Below are 15,709 nucleotides of genomic sequence, written 5' to 3' on the forward strand. Positions count from 1 at the left end.
TTGTGCGTTCGACGCTGAAGCGTTTCCATGGAGACTACCGGCCAACTACTGCTGACGGTGCTCATGGGGGCGTTCCTCCTGGGCGTGGCGGCCTTCCTCGCACGGGTCGAGGACTGGCGGTCGTACACGCCCCTGGGCGCCGGCGGCGGCGCAGTGGGTGAGTCCGGCTACGGGCACGCGGAGAAGCCCGCCGGCCTCATCCGCTGGTTCACGACGGTCGACCACAAGGACATCGGACTGCTGTACGGCGCGTACGCGACCATCGCCTTCGTCGTCGGGGGGCTGATGGTGATGCTGATGCGCGCCGAGTTGACCACGCCCGCGACGGACGTGCTGGGCTCGGCGACGTTCTACAACTCGCTGCTCACCAGTCACGGCATCACCATGCTGTTCCTGTTCGGGACGCCGATCATCGCGGCGTTCTCGAACTACCTCATCCCGCTCATCATCGGCGCCGACGACATGGCGTTCCCCCGCATCAACGCCATCGCGTTCTGGCTGCTCCCGCCTGCGGCACTGCTCATCTGGGCCGGGTTCTTCCCGATTCCGGAGGTCATCCCCGCGCAGACCGCGTGGACGATGTACACGCCCCTCTCCGCGGGCGTCGGGAACGGCAACCAGATGAACGTCGGGGTCGACCTGATGCTGCTCGGTCTGCACCTCTCGGGTGTCTCGGCGACGATGGGTGCGATCAACTTCATCGCGACCATCTTCACCGAGCGCGCCGAGGAGGTCACCTGGGCCAACCTCGACATCTTCTCGTGGACGATCCTGACGCAGTCGGGCCTCATCCTGTTCGCGTTCCCGCTGCTGGGCAGCGCGCTGGTGATGCTCCTGCTCGACCGCAACTTCGCGACGACGTTCTTCGCCGTCGACGGCGGCGGTCCGATCCTCTGGCAGCACCTGTTCTGGTTCTTCGGCCACCCCGAGGTGTACATCCTCGTGCTCCCGCCGATGGGCATCGTGAGCTACGTGCTCCCGCGGTTCTCCGGCCGGAAGCTGTTCGGGTTCAAGTTCGTCGTCTACTCCACGCTCGCCATCGGCGTGCTCTCCTTCGGCGTGTGGGCCCACCACATGTTCGCGACGGGTATCGACCCGCGCCTGCGTGCCTCGTTCATGGCCGTCTCGTTGGCTATCGCCATCCCGTCGGCCGTGAAGACGTTCAACTGGATCACGACGATGTGGAACGGGAAGCTCCGCCTCACGGCGCCGATGCTGTTCTGTATCGGCTTCGTGAGCAACTTCATCATCGGCGGCGTGACGGGCGTGTTCCTCGCCTCCATCCCCGTCGACCTCGTGCTCCACGACACGTACTACGTCGTCGGGCACTTCCACTACATCGTGATGGGCGCCATCACCTTCGCCGGGATGGCGGGCATCTACTACTGGTTCCCGCTCGTCACCGGGCGCTGGTACCAGCGCACGCTCGCGAAGGCCCACTTCTGGCTGTGGATGATCGGGACGAACGTGACGTTCTTCGCGATGGTCCTGTTGGGCTACGGCGGGATGCCGCGCCGGTACGCGACGTTCCTCCCGCAGTTCGCCACGCTCCACCAGATCGCCACCCTCGGCGCGTTCCTGCTGCTCGTGGGCGGCGTCATCTGGGTGTACAACGTGTACGTCTCCTGGATCGAGGGGCCGCTCGTCGAGTCCGGCGACCCGTGGCGCCTCGACGAGACGAACCTCAACACCGCCGAGTGGGACTGGTTCGACGCCAAGCGTGAGACCTCGCTGGCGGCGACCGACGGCGGCGAGGAAGTGAAGGCCGACGGCGGCCAGGTCGTCGACGACGCCGACAACGAGTAACGCGACGCACCCCTCGCGGGTCGATTTCTTGCGGTTCGTCCGGTGGCACGTCCGCCAGCGACGCGTGTGCGCCGCGGACGAGGGGGCTTTTACTCGTGCGGCCCCCAGCCGGTAGTATGAGCGACAAGGACCTCCTCGGACTCGTGCTCGGCGGCATCGCCCTGTTGATGTTCGCGACCGGCCTCGTGCTCGTCCTACAGTAGCGTCGCCCGGCCACAGCGGGGTCGTCACGGTGGTCGACGCCGACGACCGCGAGCGGAACCCCTATTCGCGCGCCGGCCCCACAGCAAGCCGTGAGCGCACCGAGCGACGACGCGGCACACGCAGCCGGCGACGACGCCCGACAGCGGCGACTCGACGGCCCGCGGATCGTCCTCACGCTGTACGCCCTCCTCACCGCGGTGGGGTTCGTCGCGGGCGTCCTCGTCGCGACGTTCGTCGACGGCCTGAGCGCGCCAGCGCTGTACGGCGTGATCGAACTCCCCGCGACGGCGCTCGGTTTCTCGGTGTACGGCGGCGTCACTATCGCGACGGTGCTCGGGGTGCCGCTGGCGCTCGTGATCTACGTGTCGCGGCGGATCGACGACCCGGACGCCGTGGAGTGAAGGCCGTCACCGAGGGGACCGAGCGGTCAGTCCCCGCGCGGCGGCGGCGTCGCAGTCGGCGAAAGGACTAATCCCCGTGCGGGAGTGGTCCGGGATATGTACCACGTCGTACTCGCCGTCGACGAGGACGAACAGCGCGCGCGCACGGGCGCCAGACAGATCGCGAACCTCCCCGGCGACGGGAGCGACACGAAGGTGACGATCGTGCACGTGTTCCAGAACAACCCCAGCGGGGCGTCCGCGACGCAGGTGGCGTCCGTCCGCGAGGCACAGGAGGTGCTCGAGGCGGCGGGCGTCACCGTCGACGTGACGGAGTCCAGCGGCGACCCGTCCGACGCCATCCTCGAGACGGCCGAGGAGACCGACGCCGACCTCATCGTCGTCGGCGGTCGCAAGCGCTCGCCCGCGGGGAAGGCGCTGTTCGGCTCGGTCACCCAGACGGTGATCCTCAACGCCGGGCGACCCGTGATGGTCACCGGCGGCGTCGCCGACGAGTAACCCGGCACCGACCGCGCCGCCCGTCGACCCGGCGGTGCGACACGCCGACCGTTCTCCGACCGACCGCGTCGACAGCGCCGCCGCTCGGCGGCGTGTAAGCGGGAGTGAAGCCGGAGCGACCACGAGGTCGCCCGCCCTCAGAACGCGTCCTCGACCAGCGCCGCGACCGACGCGGACGGCTGGTACCCAGTCTCGACGGCGACCGCCTCGCCGTCGGCGACGCAGACGACCGCCGGCGCCGAGTCCACGTCGAAGCGGCGCCGGAAGTCGGGCGCCTCCTCGCCGTCGATACCGGCGACGGCCACGTCGTCCGGGAGCGCCGACAGCGTGGCCTCGATCTCGTCTTTCATCTGATCGCAGGGGTGACACCGGAGGCGCCACACGAACACGACCGCACGGTCGTTCGCCGCGAGGAACGCCTCGACCTCGTCGTCGGCGAGTTCGTCCATCGCCTGCGGCACCGGCGTCGCGGGCGCGATTTCGGTGACGATCTGGGCCATCGTCGCGCGCTCGACCGGGCCGGGGACGGGTTCGCCCTCGTCCTCGAAGTGCGCGCGCAGGGAGAGGTACGCCACGAACTCGTCGCGGGTGACGCCCTGCTCGTCGATGCGGCGCACCGCCTCCGAGTAGTCGAGGCCGAACGCGTCGGCGACGGCCTCGGTGAACTCCTGCTCGGGGAGGTCGCCGTAGCTCTGTGCGTACAGGTCGACGATGTCGTGCAGCGCCGCCGACACGTGGAGCGTCCCGTCGTCGTCCTCGCGGACGGCACCGACGTCGATCAGTCGGTCGAGGAGCGCCTCCGTGTCCGGGGGCTCGGGTGCGCCCGGGGTCGGGTCTGCCGCCATCTCAGACACCCAGGTACCGCTCGCGGGTGGTCTCGTCGGCGCGCAGTTCCTCGGAGTCGCCGGCGAACACGATGCTCCCCTGGTCGACGACGTACGCGCGGTCGGCGATGTTCATCGCCGCCACGGCGTTCTGCTCGACCAGCAGGATCGTCGTCCCCGTCTCGGCGATGCGCTCGATGGCGTTCTCCACCGTCTGGATGATCTGCGGTGCCAGCCCCTCGTACGGTTCGTCGAGCATCAGCAGGTCCGTGTCCTGCTTGAGCGCGCGGGCGATGGCGAGCATCTGCTGCTCGCCGCCCGACAGCGTCCCCGCTTTCTGGGAGGCGCGCTCCTCCAGCCGCGGGAACACTTCGTACACCTCCTCGGTGGACATCCCGGGGTGGTCCATCGACACGTCCCGGCCGACGACGTTCGACCAGTTGCGCGCCACGTCCGAGAGGTGGAGGTTCTCGGCGACCGTGAGGTTCGGGAAGACGCGCCGCTCCTCGGGCACCAGCGAGATGCCCAGCGAGGAGATGTCCTCGGTGGAGCGGTCGGTCACGTCGTTCCCCTTGAACCGGACCGCGCCGTCGCGCACGTCCGGGGGGCGCGCGCCGGCGATAGAGCGCAGCGTCGTCGTCTTGCCCGCGCCGTTGCGGCCCAACAGCGCGCACACTTCGCCCTCCTCGACGTGCATCGAGAGGTCGCGGAGGATGTGGCTCTGCCCGTAGTAGGCGTCGATCGTCTCGACCGAGAGGAGGTGCTCGCTTTCGGTCGCCGCCGCCGTCGCCTGTTCGGCGTGGGCGGCAGCAGCCTCCTCGGCGGTCGCCGAGTCGGTGCTGGCTGGCTCCGTCTCGGGCTCTGCCTCGGTCTCGGCGCCTCGTTCGGGGGCGTCGGAGCTCACAGCTCCACCCCGCCGAGGTACGCCTCTTGGACGCGTTCACTCTGCTGGACCTCCTCGGGTGTCCCGTCGGCGATGACCTGCCCGCGGTTCAACACGAGGATGCGGTCGGCGATTCGGAAGATGATCTCCATGTCGTGTTCCACGATGAGGATGGTGAGCCCGAGGTCCTCCTGGAGCTGCTCCACAAGGTCCACGGTGTCTGCGGTCTCGTCCGGCGACATGCCGGCGGTCGGTTCGTCCATCAGGAGGAGTTCCGGCTCGGAGGCCAGCGCGATCGCGATCTCCAGCCGGCGTTTGTCGCCGTACGGGAGGCTCCCCGCCTCCACGTCTGCGTCGCCGAGCAGCCCCACCGAGTTCATCATCTCGTCGGCCGTCTCGTGGACCGCCGAGAAGCCCGACAGTCGCTTGAGGAAGTTGAACTCGAAGGAGCCGTGTTCGGCGGCCAGCGCCGCGATCTCGACGTTCTCGCGGACGGTCATCCCGGGGAAGATCGACGCCGTCTGGAACGACTTCGAGATCCCCGTCTGGACCGTCTCGTGGGGCGAGAGGGTCGTGATGTCGGTGTCGTCGAACTCGACCGTACCGGCAGTCGGTTCGAGCGCGCCGGTGATGCAGTTGATGAGCGTCGACTTGCCGGCCCCGTTGGGGCCGATCACCGCGCGGGTCTCCCCGCGGTCGACCTCGAAGCTCACCTCGTCGACGGCGACGAGGCCGCCGAACTGCTTCGTCAGCCCGTCGGTTCGCAGCAGCGTCATTCGCGCTCACCCCCGTCGGTCGCGGCAGGTTCGTTGCCGCCTTCGCCACCACTCCGGTCGGTGACAAACCGAATCAGGTCGGCAGCCGCGCCGTAGACGCCGCGCGGGAACACCCACACGATGAACACGAACACGGCGCCGAGGACGAACCGCCACAGCGAGCCGATCGAGGCGCCGCCCGGGAGCACGATGCCCGAGACGACGTTCGCGACGTACTCGAAGATGAACGCCCCGAACACCGGGCCGATGAGGCTGCCGGTGCCGCCGAGGACGGTCATGATGACGAAGTCGCCCGACTGGATCCAGTACAGGCCCGTCGTCGGGTGGATGTACTGCTCGTGGATGACGAACATCGCGCCGCCCACGCCCGCGAAGATGGCGGAGATGACGAACGCCATCAGCTTGTAGCGGAACACGTTCAGCCCGACGAACTCCACGCGCTCTTCGTTCTCGCCGAGCGCCTCGAAGATGAGGCCGTACGGGGAGTTGATGATGCGGTTGGCGACCCAGACGGCCACGAGCATCATTATCGCGGAGAACGCGTACATCACGGTGTAGGAGTCGAGCACCGGGATCAACTCGGCGTCGAGCGACAGCGCACCGAGGAACAGCCCCTCGGCTTCGATCTCCGAGAAGCCGTTGTCGCCGTTCGTGAGCCACGCGCCGGGGCCCAGCGCCCAGAAGTACAGCGCCTGCCCGAACGTCAGCGTCAACACGGCGAAGTACACGCCCGAGCGCCGGATCGACACGAAGCCGATCGGCCACGCGAGCAGCGTCGCCACGACCGCGCCGACGAGCACCATCAAGATCGGACTGTGGATGACCTGACTGAGCAGCGCCGCCGCGTACGCTGCCGACCCGAAGAAGGCGGCGTGTCCGAACGACAACAGCCCGGTGTAGCCGAGTAGGAGGTTGAAGCCGATGACGATGATGCCGTAGATGAGCACCAGTGACGGCAGGCCGGTGTAGCCGCCGATCGAGAAGCCGATCACGTCGCCGACGGCGCCGAGGACGTCGATCAGCAGGAACGGGAACACGACGAGCGCCGCCGCCGTCGCCAGCACGACGAAGTCGTCGCGCTCGCGCAGCGCCGACAGCCCGGAGCTACCGGACGCCGTGCCGGCGTCCGTCTCGGCGACGGTGCCGCCGTCGGGAGCCACCTCCCGGTCGGTGTCGGCGCTCATTCGCCCACCTCCCCGGTGCCGAAGAGACCCTCGGGACGCACGATGAGCATGAACGCGACGAACAGGTAGAGGACGATCTGCGCCCACTGGCTGTACGTCTGGGTCATCGCCGAGATGATCACGCCGAGCACCATCCCGCCGGCGATGGCCCCGCGGACGGAGCCAGCACCGCCGACGACGATGGTGAGGAACGCCGGCAGCAGCGCCTGGTCGGTGCCGATCTGCGGACTGAGCGTCTGGATGGACGCACCGATGAGGCCCGCGAACGCCGCCAGCGCCGCCCCGAGCGCGAACACGAGGCTGTACGAACGGTTGATCTTGATCCCGAGCAGGCGCACCATCTCGGCGTCGCGGGTGCCCGCTTGCACGACGAGGCCGAAGTCGGTGCGCTCGATCGCGAGGTACGTCACTCCGATGACGACGAACGCGATGAGGATGATGAACAGCCGCCACGTCGGGAACAGCCCGACGAACGGGAGGCTCACCGGCTGTGCGACGTCGAAGCCGAAGATCGTCGTCGGTGCGATCGACTGGAAGGTGTTCCCGCCGATGAGGTTCTTGACGACCTCCTCGACGATGAGCGCGAGGCCGAACGTCACCAGCAACTGGTCAGTCTCGGGACGGTCGTAGAACGGTTCGGCGACGAACCGCTCCATGAGCAGGCCGATGCCGAAGCCGACGACCGGTACGAGCACGATGGCGGCGAGGAAGCCGCCGTCGAACCCGAGCGTGGTGATCCCGGAGTTGAACAGGAAGCCGTTCGTGAGCGTCGTCTCACGGAACACCAGCATCCCGACGTACGCGCCGACGAGGTACAGGGCGCCGTGCGCGAGGTTCAGGAACTCCATCGTGCCGAGGATGATGGTGAGGCCGAGTCCCAACAGGGCGTAGATGGCGCCCTGTTGGAGCCCGTTGAGGAGTATCGATGCGATGTCGAGCTGTAGAGGCAACATTATTGATCGTGTACGTGCGGTGTGTGGGTCCGCTTGGTAGTAGTTATCGATGGTGTCATTCGTTGACGCGGTTCGGCCGGCGACCGAAGAAAGTACCGGAAGGCGACGCCGTCGGAGTCGCCGTCGTTCGGTTACTCGTCGCCGTAGTCGCCGAGGTCGCAGTCGGCCGCCGGACCCTCGTCGCAGGCGTAGCCGAGTTGGTCGCGCGAGGTCTGGTTGACCACTTCGAGCAGTCGGCTCTCGGTCTGTTCGCTCGACGGGAGCCCCTGCACGACGAGCACGTCGCGCTGACCCTGGTGGTCACAGCCGCGCATCGTCTCCGGCCCGAGGCCGGCGTTGTCGTACTCGTAGTCCTCCAGCTGCCGGATGACTTCCGGCGGGTAGAACGTCTCGGCGCGCTCGGCGGCGGCGGCGTACTGCAGCGTCTGCGTGTACGCCAGGCGCGCCGCGTAGCTGGGCACCTTGTCGTACTCGCTGCGGAACGCCTCGGTGAACGACTGGGAGTACTCTTCATCGAGCTGCCAGCTCCAGTCGGCCGTGCCGAAGATGCCGTCGATGGAGCCGGCGGCCGCCTCCGCCATCAGGCGGTTGTACAGCGGGACGACGATCTCCATGTCCTGGTCGAGCCCCTGCTCGATCGCCTGCGGGAGCGAGTTCGCCGCGTCCAGCCCGTAGTGGTTGAGGACGAGCACGTCGACCTCGTCGCGCGGCACGTCCGCGAGGTACGAGGAGTAGTCGGAGGTGCCAAGCGGCGTCGGCACCGACTCGACCTGGCTCCAGCCGCCGACCTCGGTGAAGAACTGCTCCATCGAGGCCTGCTGGGTCTGCCCCCACGAGTAGTCGGCGAACAGCTGGTAGAAGTTCAGGTCCTCGCCGTACTCTTCGGCGAGCACCGGCGCGAGCGCCTGTCCGGTCATGTACGCGTTGAACATCTCACGCGTGGAGTAGCGCACACACTCCGGACCGGTGGTGTCGTTGGAGTGGGTCAGGCAGCACTGGAACTGGACCTTCTCCTCTTGACACAGCCCCTGGACCGCGATGGCGACCGCCGACGAGGAACCGCCGGAGATCATGATCGCGTTGTCGCGGTTGATCATCCGCTGTGCGGACTGTCGAGCCGTGTCGGGGTTCGTCGCGGTGTCACCCTCGACTGACGTGACCGTCTTCCCGAGCACGCCGTCGCCCGAGAGGTCTTCCCAGTCGTCGACCCAGCCGCCGCCGTTGTTCAGGTGCTTCTCGGCGAGTCGGTAGCCGCGCAGTTCGTCCTCACCCTCCTGGGAGTACGACCCGGACTGCGGGACGTTGTACCCGAAGACGACCTCGTCGCCCTCGACCGGGTAGTTCCCGATCGCGGGGTACTCCGAGCCCCCGCCGCCGCCGCCGGTACATCCTGCCAGTCCTGCGAGTCCTGCGGCGCCCGCGGCGCCGGAGGCCTTGAGCACATCGCGTCTACTGAGTGCGGTGGTATCCCGTGCCATGGTGTGTGCCGCGGAAGCGACCTTAATGAACGTTCTGCCTATATTCCCTTAGACCGTGTTAATATTGGTAATATGCTAACCCCATATACACCTTGATAATGTTTATCACACTTGGGCCGTTTCAGTCACTCGATTCCGGGAACAAACCGGGACCACGTTTCGAACGGTTCTGTTCAAAGGCGGTGACTAACGGTCTCAAGCCAACTCGTCGGCGACGTCCGCGAGCGACGTGACCGCCAGCGACGGTTCGACGCCGATCCGCTCGAACGGATCGTTCGCGCGGTCCACCCACGCGGTCGCCATCCCCGCGTTGCCGGCGCCGGCGACGTCCCACGCGTTGCCGGAGACGAGACGGCACTGCTCGATGGGCGTGTCGGTGCGCGCGGCCGCGTTCTCGTACACCGCCGGGTTCGGCTTGAACGTCGACACCTCGTCGGCGCTGATCACGTCGTCGAGGTGCGGGGCCAGCCCCGCGTTCGCCGCGAGCGTCTCCAGCATGTCGGGGTTCCCGTTCGACAGCACGGTCACGGTGTGGCCCGCCGCCGAGAGCCGCGTGAGCGTGTCGATGGCGTCGGGGTACGGGTCGAGGTGGTTGTACGAGTCGAGAATCGTCGCGCGCGTCGCGTCGTCTGCGTCGACGCCCCACTGCGCGAGCGCGTAGTCGAGCGCGTCCGTCGTCACCTCCCAGAACGGCTGGTAGTCGTCCATCAGCGCCGACTGGTAGGAGTACTGGAGCTGTTTCGCCCGCCACGTCTCGTCGATCCGGGAGACGAGCGCGTCGCTGGCGTCGAGTTCCGCCGCGAGCGTCCCCGTGACGCTACTCGTGTCGCACAGCGTCCCGTACATGTCGAAACACAGCGTCTCCGTCTCGGGCATACCCGCTCCATCCACATCATGGGGCATAGTACCACGGGAGGCGGCGAGTCGGCGGGGACCCGGACGCCGGAGAGTTAGCGACCGGCGAACCGTCGCTGGGCGACGGTAAGCGACAGCGTGGTTAAGTGACTGTCCGCGGTACCGTATGGCATGGATCTTCGAGACGCGACGACTGAAGACGTAGACGGGATCCGCGAGACGGCGCTCGCGTCGTTGACGGCCTCCTACGGGCACGCCCTCTCCGAGGACCTCCTCGCGGACGCCGTGGAGACGTGGTACGATGCCGAGGAGGTCGCCGAGAACCTGACCGGCGAGGACGCGGTGTTCGTGGTCGCCGTCGAGGACGGCGACGTGGTCGGCTTCGTCCAGAGCTACCTCTCGCGGCGTCGCGAGCCAGTGGGCGAACTCGACTGGCTCCACGTCCACCCGGACCACCGCGGGAAGGGGATCGGCGACGACCTGCTCCACCGCGCGGAGACGGAGCTGTTGGAGTTGGGCGCCGAGCGGATCGAGGGGCGCGTGCTGGACGCCAACGAGGCGGGTGCGGAGTTCTACGAGGGAGAGGGGTTCACCGACATCGGCGAGCGCCGCGTCGAGATCGGTGGCGAGCCGTTCGTCGAGCACGTGTTCGCCCGCTTCCCGGCTGGTGGCGGCGAGCAGGTACTGACGGAGGCTCGCGTCATGGAGGACGGACAGCAGGTGTACGTCGCCTACGACGAGGCCGACCGCGCGTCGATCGCGCCGTTCTACGCGACGTACGACGACCGCGAGCGCACCGAGCGGATGGGGTACATCTGCGGCAACTGCGGCAGCTTCCACGTCACCGTCGACACGATGGACCGCGTGCAGTGTGCCGACTGCGGCAACAAGCGGAAGGCGAGTCGCTGGGACGCGGCGTACCTGTAGGCGGACGCGCCGCGGGGGAGCGGTTTCAGTCTCAGGTGCGATACTCGCACGGCAACAGGTAAGTCGGGGGCCCGTCGTGACACACATATGGACGGACGCGTGCTCGCCGTCGTCGGCGCGAAGGGGGGCGTCGGCAAGACGACGACGAGCCTCAACCTCGCCGCCGCGCTCGCCGAAGACGGCCGCGCCGTCGCGGTCGTCGAGGCGGACCTGGCGATGGCGAACGCGGTGGACTTCCTCGACATCCGCGTCAACGGCGGGCGGACCCTCCACGACGTGCTCGCGGGCGGCGCGGGCGTCGGCGACGCCACCTACCCCGCCCCCGGCGGCTTCGACGTGGTCCCGAGCGGCGTCGACCTCGACGGATTCGTGAAGTCTGACCTGGACCGGTTCCCCGCCGCGATGGACGCGCTGAAGGCCCGCTACGACGCCGTGTTGGTGGACACCGCCGCCGGCGTGAGCCGCGAGACGGTCGTGCCGATGACCGGCGCGGACGCCTCGGTGCTCGTGTCGACGCCGCGGGTCGCCTCCATCCGCGACGCCGACAAGACGATGACCGTCGCCGAGCGCGCGGACGCGCCCGTCGGCGGCGTCGTTCTCACGAAGTCGGGGACGGGGCGCTCGCCCCCCGCCGACCGCATCGCCGAGTTCCTCGACACGGAGTTGCTGGGGCACGTCCCGCACGACGAGGCGATCCCGAAGGCGCAAGACGCTGGCCAGCCCGCCATCTCGTATCGCCCCCACAGCGAGGCCGCGACGGCGTACCGCGAAGTCGCCGCGGCGCTGCGCAAGCGCCCCGACATGCTCGGCATGACGGTGACGACGAACACCGGGGGCTTCCGCTTCGGCGACGGCGACGACGAGAGCGGCGCGTTCGCCGACGGCGGGGACGGGGGCGGCGCGACCGGCGCCGACGGCTTCACGAACCCGTTCGGCTGAGCGGACGCGTCGTCACGACCGACAGATCGCGAGCATGTGGACCGACAGGTCCGCGACCGCCGGGTCGTCGCGGAGTCGATCGAACGTCTCGACCACCGCCGAGCGCTCGGCGTCGTCGAGCGACTCCACCGACTCGCGGATCCCGGCGTCGTGCAGCGGCGACCCCAACCCCTCCAGCCCGGTGACCCGCTCGACAGAGAGCCCCGCACCCGCGAGGAGGTCGCGGAGTTCGGCGCGGCGGAAGAAGTGCGTCGCGGTGAACTCGTTGTCGTATCCGTGGGCGTCGAGCAGATCCGCGTCGTAGTCGCCGTGTGCAAGCAGCGCCGGGAGCGCACGGACGTTGCGCCCCGCCAGCGCCTGCAGTTGGACGAAGCCGAGCAGCCCCATCACGGACACGAGGACGGGGGCGTCGCGTCGGGTGACACGGGCGAGTTCCTCGACTGCTTGCTCGCGGTCGTCGGCGTCGAGCAGGTGCGAGAGCGGCCCACCGAGACACAGCGTCGCGTCGAACGTGTCTGCGTCGAACGCGAGGTCGTCGACGCTCCCGTGGTGGAGCGTGACCCGGTCGGCGACGCCGTGCTCCGCGAGTTTCTCGGCGGCCACGTCGAGTTGCCCGCGGCTCACGTCCAGGAGGTCGACCTCGTAGCCGCGCTCGGCCAGCCAGATGGCGTAGCGACCGGCGCCGCCCCCGGCGTCGAGCACGCGGCCGGAATCGGGGATGGCGTCGGTCACCTCCGCGAGGGTGAACTCGTACTCCAGGCGACCGTCGATGCTCTCGGCCAGTCGGTCCCACTCGTCGGTGCCGTAGGCGTCGTAGAACGCTTCCGGGGCCGAACGCTCGTCGCTCATACCCCACAGTCGCCCGGTCCGGGATGAAAACACACCGACACACCCTCGTCGGCGTCACGCTCCCACCGAGCGACGCTCGGCGTCCGCGCGACCGAAACGCCTACCGAGTGGCCTCCCGCCCCGACAGACATGGACGCGGACACGCTGACGACGGTGCGCGCGTGGGCCGGGTGCGAGGTCACCTCGGCGACCCTCCTCGACGGCGGCGAGGTCGGCACCGTCCGCCGGGTCGACCTCGCGGACGGTCGACGCGTCGTCGTCAAGACCGGCCCTCCCGACCCGACCGTCGAGGCCGGGATGCTCCGTCACCTCGCCGCCGAGGGGGGCCTCCGGGTGCCGGCGGTCCACCACGCCGGCGACGGCGTCCTCGTGTTGGAGCACGTCGCCCACGACGCAGACGCCGCCGTCACGCCCGCCGTCGCGCGCGACCTCGCCGAGCGCCTCGCGGCGCTGCACGCGACGACCGCCGACGCGTTCGGCTTCCCGTTCGACACGCTCACCGGCCCGTACGACCAGCCGAACGCGTGGACCGACGCGTGGCCCGCGTTCTTCGGGGAGCACCGTCTCGCGCACTCGGCGACGCAGGCCCACGAGGAGGGCGTGCTCCCGGCGGCGGACCTGAATCGGGTCGACGCGCTCGTCGACGACCTCCCCGACCTGCTCGACCACGACCCGACACCGGCGCTGATCCACGGCGACGTGTGGGCCGGCAACGTCCTCCACGACGGCGAGCGCGTGACGGCGCTGCTCGACCCGGCCTGTTACTACGGCGACCCGGAGGTGGAACTCGCGTACGTCGAGTGGACGGAGACGGGCGGGGCGGCGTTCCGCGAGCGCTACCGGGAAGTCGCCCGGGTGGCGGACGGCTACGCAGACCGCGAACCGGTGTACCGGCTGTACCCGCTGCTCACACACCTGCGGTACTTCGGGACGGAGTACCTCGACGAGGTTCGTGCGACGCTGTCGGTGGTCGGGTACTGAATCGACGAACGGGGTCGAGAACGGTCGACTGGGCGCTACGGGGACGACGGTGGAGGGACGACTATCCCTCGCCGACCATCCGGTCTTCGTCTTCCCACTCCTCCTGGCGGAGTTCGTACTTCTGGACCTTCCCGGTGGAGGTCTTCGGGAGCTGTTTGACGAACTCGATCCGGGTGGGCGCCTTGTAGTGGGCCATGTTCTCTCGGGCGTACTCGATCAGGTCGTCGGCGGTGACTCCCGGATTCTCCGGGTCGCCGCTCGCCGGGACGACGTACGCCTTCGGCGTCTCCCCCCAGTCCTCGTGTGGCGACGGAATGACCGCCACGTCGTCGACCGCGTCGTGGCTGAACAGCGTGTCCTCCACCTCGATGGAGGAGATGTTCTCACCGCCGGAGATGATGATGTCCTTCTTGCGGTCCTGGATCGAGATCATCCCGTTCTCGTCGACGACCGCGAGGTCGCCCATGTGGTAGTACCCCTCGACGCGGTCGGTGAACGCCTCCTCGGTGGCCTCTGGCTTCTCCCAGTACCCCTTCATGACGGAGTTGCCGCGGACGACGACCTCGCCGATGGTCTCGCCGTCCTCGGTCACGTCGTTGCCGTCGTCGTCGACGACGCGGATCTCCGTGCCGAGGTAGCCGAACCCCTGCGTCTTCTTCACCGCGAAGCGGTCGTCGGAGTCGTCGTCGAAGTAGCGGCGCGCGTCCGAGGTGGTGATGAGCGGCCCCGTCTCGGTGGCGCCGTACACGTGTTTGAGGTACCAGCCGAAGCGGTCCTCGACGGTCCGGATCGTCGCCTCCGGCGGCGCCGCCCCCGCCGTCGCGACGCGCACGTCCTGGCCGGCGTCCGGTTCGCCGCCGTGCTCGTCGATGTGGTCGCCGAGCATCTTCAGGACGGTCGGCGCCGCACAGAAGTACGTCACGTCCTCGTTGCGGAGCATGTCGAACACGTACGCCTGGTCGACGCCGCGAGTGCAGACGTGCCGCGCGCCCATCCCCGTGATGGCGTAGATGTGACCCCAGCCGTTGACGTGGAACATCGGGAGCGTCCACAGGTACGTGTCGTCGTCGCGGATCTCCTGGTGGATCGCGACCTGGTAGGCGTGGATCGTCTCCGTCCGGTGGGTGCGGCACACCCCTTTCGGGTCGCCCGTGGTGCCGGAGGTGTAGTTGATCGTCACGGTCTCGTCCTCGCTCATCTCCGGGCGGTCGTAGTCGGTCGACTCGGCGATCACCTCGTCGAACGACTCCCAGTCGCCTTCGACGGCGTCGACGTCGTTCGTGATGAACGTCTCCGTCGGCACGTCGTCGCGGATGGCCTCGATCTTGTCGGCGTAGGCGTGGTCCGCGTAGATGGCCGTCACGCCGGCGTCGTTGAGGATGTACTCGAAGTCAGACTCCACGAGGCGGTAGTTCAGCGGCGTGTGGATGGCGCCGGCCTGGAAACTGCCGTAGGCGGCCTCCAGGTGGTAGTGGGTGTTCGGGTCGAGCACGGCGACGCGGTCGCCCTTCTCGACGCCGCGGGCCTGGAGCGCCGCCGCGAACCCGTCGGCGCGCTCGCCCAGTTCGTCGTACGTGTACCGATCCCCGTCGACCCCGAGTACGGCCTCGTGTCCCCCGTAGTTTCGTCGGGCGCGGTCGAGGAAGTCCGTCACCAACAGCGGTTTCTCCATAGTCAGCGAAACTTCAGGCACGTTCGTGATAATCGTTGCGGGGTCGGTAACGCCTGACACGGCCCGGACCCCGGGCGGGCGCCGACGCGGCAGGCCGCCACGACTGGTGCTCCCGAGGGCTCCCCACCACTCGCCGGTGGTGGTGAGGCGTGCGTTCCCACACACGCGACTATCCAGATAATTGATAAGTGAGGCGAGCGCGTTCTGGGCGGTATGACGCTCAGCGAGTTCGTGGGGCGCTCGCACCCGGACGGCGGCGCGACCGTCGCCCACGCGGCGACCCACTACCGGTGGACGCCGGGCCGGAGCACGCGGGGGCGGTGTCCGCAGTGCGGCGCCGAGTTGGAACTGTCCGAGCGCCACGTGCTGGTCACGCTGTCGCGAGAGATCGGGGGCGACGATCGCCACCACCTCTGCGACGAGGCGTGCGTGGCCGCGTGGCTCGGCGGCGAGTAGCGCGCGGAGAACGGGGACCGGAG

At 68.6% G+C, this 15,709-nt stretch carries 16 protein-coding genes; 7 read left to right on the top strand and 9 right to left on the bottom strand.

What is annotated here, in order from left to right; genetic code table 11:
- The first annotated feature begins 63 nt into the window (after positions 1–63).
- From P0R32_RS00415 to P0R32_RS00425, 3 genes are all read left to right on the top strand, one after another.
- Positions 64–1,806, top strand: coding sequence for a cbb3-type cytochrome c oxidase subunit I (locus P0R32_RS00415; RefSeq protein ID WP_276239426.1), 1,743 nt, complete (start codon positions 64–66; stop codon positions 1,804–1,806).
- Between the two features lie 368 nt (positions 1,807–2,174).
- Positions 2,175–2,411, top strand: coding sequence for a DUF7520 family protein (locus P0R32_RS00420; protein WP_417378108.1), 237 nt, complete (start codon positions 2,175–2,177; stop codon positions 2,409–2,411).
- A gap of 96 nt (positions 2,412–2,507) precedes the next feature.
- The gene (locus tag P0R32_RS00425; RefSeq protein WP_276237934.1) at positions 2,508–2,909 is read left to right on the top strand and encodes a universal stress protein; all 402 of its coding nucleotides are present in this window, start codon (positions 2,508–2,510) and stop codon (positions 2,907–2,909) included.
- A 137-nt stretch (positions 2,910–3,046) separates the two neighbouring features.
- On the opposite strand, the gene P0R32_RS00430 is transcribed toward P0R32_RS00425, so the two are convergent.
- From P0R32_RS00430 to P0R32_RS00460, 7 genes are all read right to left on the bottom strand, one after another.
- Positions 3,047–3,754 (bottom strand): thioredoxin family protein, encoded by a 708-nt coding sequence (locus P0R32_RS00430; protein ID WP_276237935.1) that lies wholly within the window; start codon positions 3,752–3,754, stop codon positions 3,047–3,049.
- A gap of 1 nt (position 3,755) precedes the next feature.
- Positions 3,756–4,475, bottom strand: coding sequence for an ABC transporter ATP-binding protein (locus P0R32_RS00435; RefSeq protein WP_276239427.1), 720 nt, complete (start codon positions 4,473–4,475; stop codon positions 3,756–3,758).
- Positions 4,476–4,633: 158 nt separating this feature from the next.
- Complete coding sequence (locus P0R32_RS00440; protein WP_276237936.1) at positions 4,634–5,392, bottom strand: ABC transporter ATP-binding protein; 759 nt, start codon at positions 5,390–5,392, stop codon at positions 4,634–4,636.
- A complete protein-coding gene (locus P0R32_RS00445) occupies positions 5,389–6,576 on the bottom strand; it encodes a branched-chain amino acid ABC transporter permease (RefSeq protein ID WP_276237937.1) in 1,188 nt (395 codons plus the stop codon). Before P0R32_RS00445 ends, P0R32_RS00440 begins: the two co-directional genes overlap by 4 nt.
- Positions 6,573–7,526: a branched-chain amino acid ABC transporter permease gene (locus P0R32_RS00450; RefSeq protein ID WP_349770220.1), complete on the bottom strand. Its 954-nt coding sequence runs from the start codon at positions 7,524–7,526 to the stop codon at positions 6,573–6,575. Before P0R32_RS00450 ends, P0R32_RS00445 begins: the two co-directional genes overlap by 4 nt.
- A gap of 134 nt (positions 7,527–7,660) precedes the next feature.
- Positions 7,661–9,007, bottom strand: a complete 1,347-nt coding sequence (locus P0R32_RS00455; protein ID WP_276237939.1) for a substrate-binding protein — start codon at positions 9,005–9,007, stop codon at positions 7,661–7,663.
- Positions 9,008–9,202: 195 nt separating this feature from the next.
- A complete protein-coding gene (locus tag P0R32_RS00460) occupies positions 9,203–9,883 on the bottom strand; it encodes a haloacid dehalogenase type II (RefSeq protein ID WP_276237940.1) in 681 nt (226 codons plus the stop codon).
- Between the two features lie 150 nt (positions 9,884–10,033).
- Between P0R32_RS00460 and P0R32_RS00465 the strand changes: the two genes are divergently transcribed.
- Complete coding sequence (locus tag P0R32_RS00465; protein WP_276237941.1) at positions 10,034–10,789, top strand: GNAT family N-acetyltransferase; 756 nt, start codon at positions 10,034–10,036, stop codon at positions 10,787–10,789.
- 87 nt (positions 10,790–10,876) lie between these two features.
- The gene (locus P0R32_RS00470) at positions 10,877–11,728 is read left to right on the top strand and encodes a P-loop NTPase (RefSeq protein WP_276237942.1); all 852 of its coding nucleotides are present in this window, start codon (positions 10,877–10,879) and stop codon (positions 11,726–11,728) included.
- Between the two features lie 12 nt (positions 11,729–11,740).
- Here P0R32_RS00470 and P0R32_RS00475 read toward each other — a convergent pair whose 3' ends face one another.
- Positions 11,741–12,577: a class I SAM-dependent methyltransferase gene (locus P0R32_RS00475; protein WP_276237944.1), complete on the bottom strand. Its 837-nt coding sequence runs from the start codon at positions 12,575–12,577 to the stop codon at positions 11,741–11,743.
- Positions 12,578–12,706: 129 nt separating this feature from the next.
- Here P0R32_RS00475 and P0R32_RS00480 point away from each other — a divergent pair, with 129 nt between their 5' ends.
- On the top strand, positions 12,707–13,558 hold the full coding sequence (locus P0R32_RS00480; RefSeq protein WP_276237945.1) for a fructosamine kinase family protein: 852 nt from the start codon (positions 12,707–12,709) through the stop codon (positions 13,556–13,558).
- Positions 13,559–13,619: 61 nt separating this feature from the next.
- Here the strand turns inward: P0R32_RS00480 and P0R32_RS00485 are convergent, their stop codons facing one another.
- A complete protein-coding gene (locus P0R32_RS00485; RefSeq protein WP_276237946.1) occupies positions 13,620–15,230 on the bottom strand; it encodes a long-chain-fatty-acid--CoA ligase in 1,611 nt (536 codons plus the stop codon).
- Between the two features lie 213 nt (positions 15,231–15,443).
- On the opposite strand from P0R32_RS00485, the gene P0R32_RS00490 reads away from it, so the two are divergent.
- Positions 15,444–15,686, top strand: coding sequence for a DUF7576 family protein (locus P0R32_RS00490; protein ID WP_276237947.1), 243 nt, complete (start codon positions 15,444–15,446; stop codon positions 15,684–15,686).
- Positions 15,687–15,709 lie beyond the last annotated feature (23 nt).

It is taken from the genome of Halobaculum marinum, from assembly GCF_029338555.1.
Lineage (GTDB): Archaea > Halobacteriota > Halobacteria > Halobacteriales > Haloferacaceae > Halobaculum > Halobaculum marinum.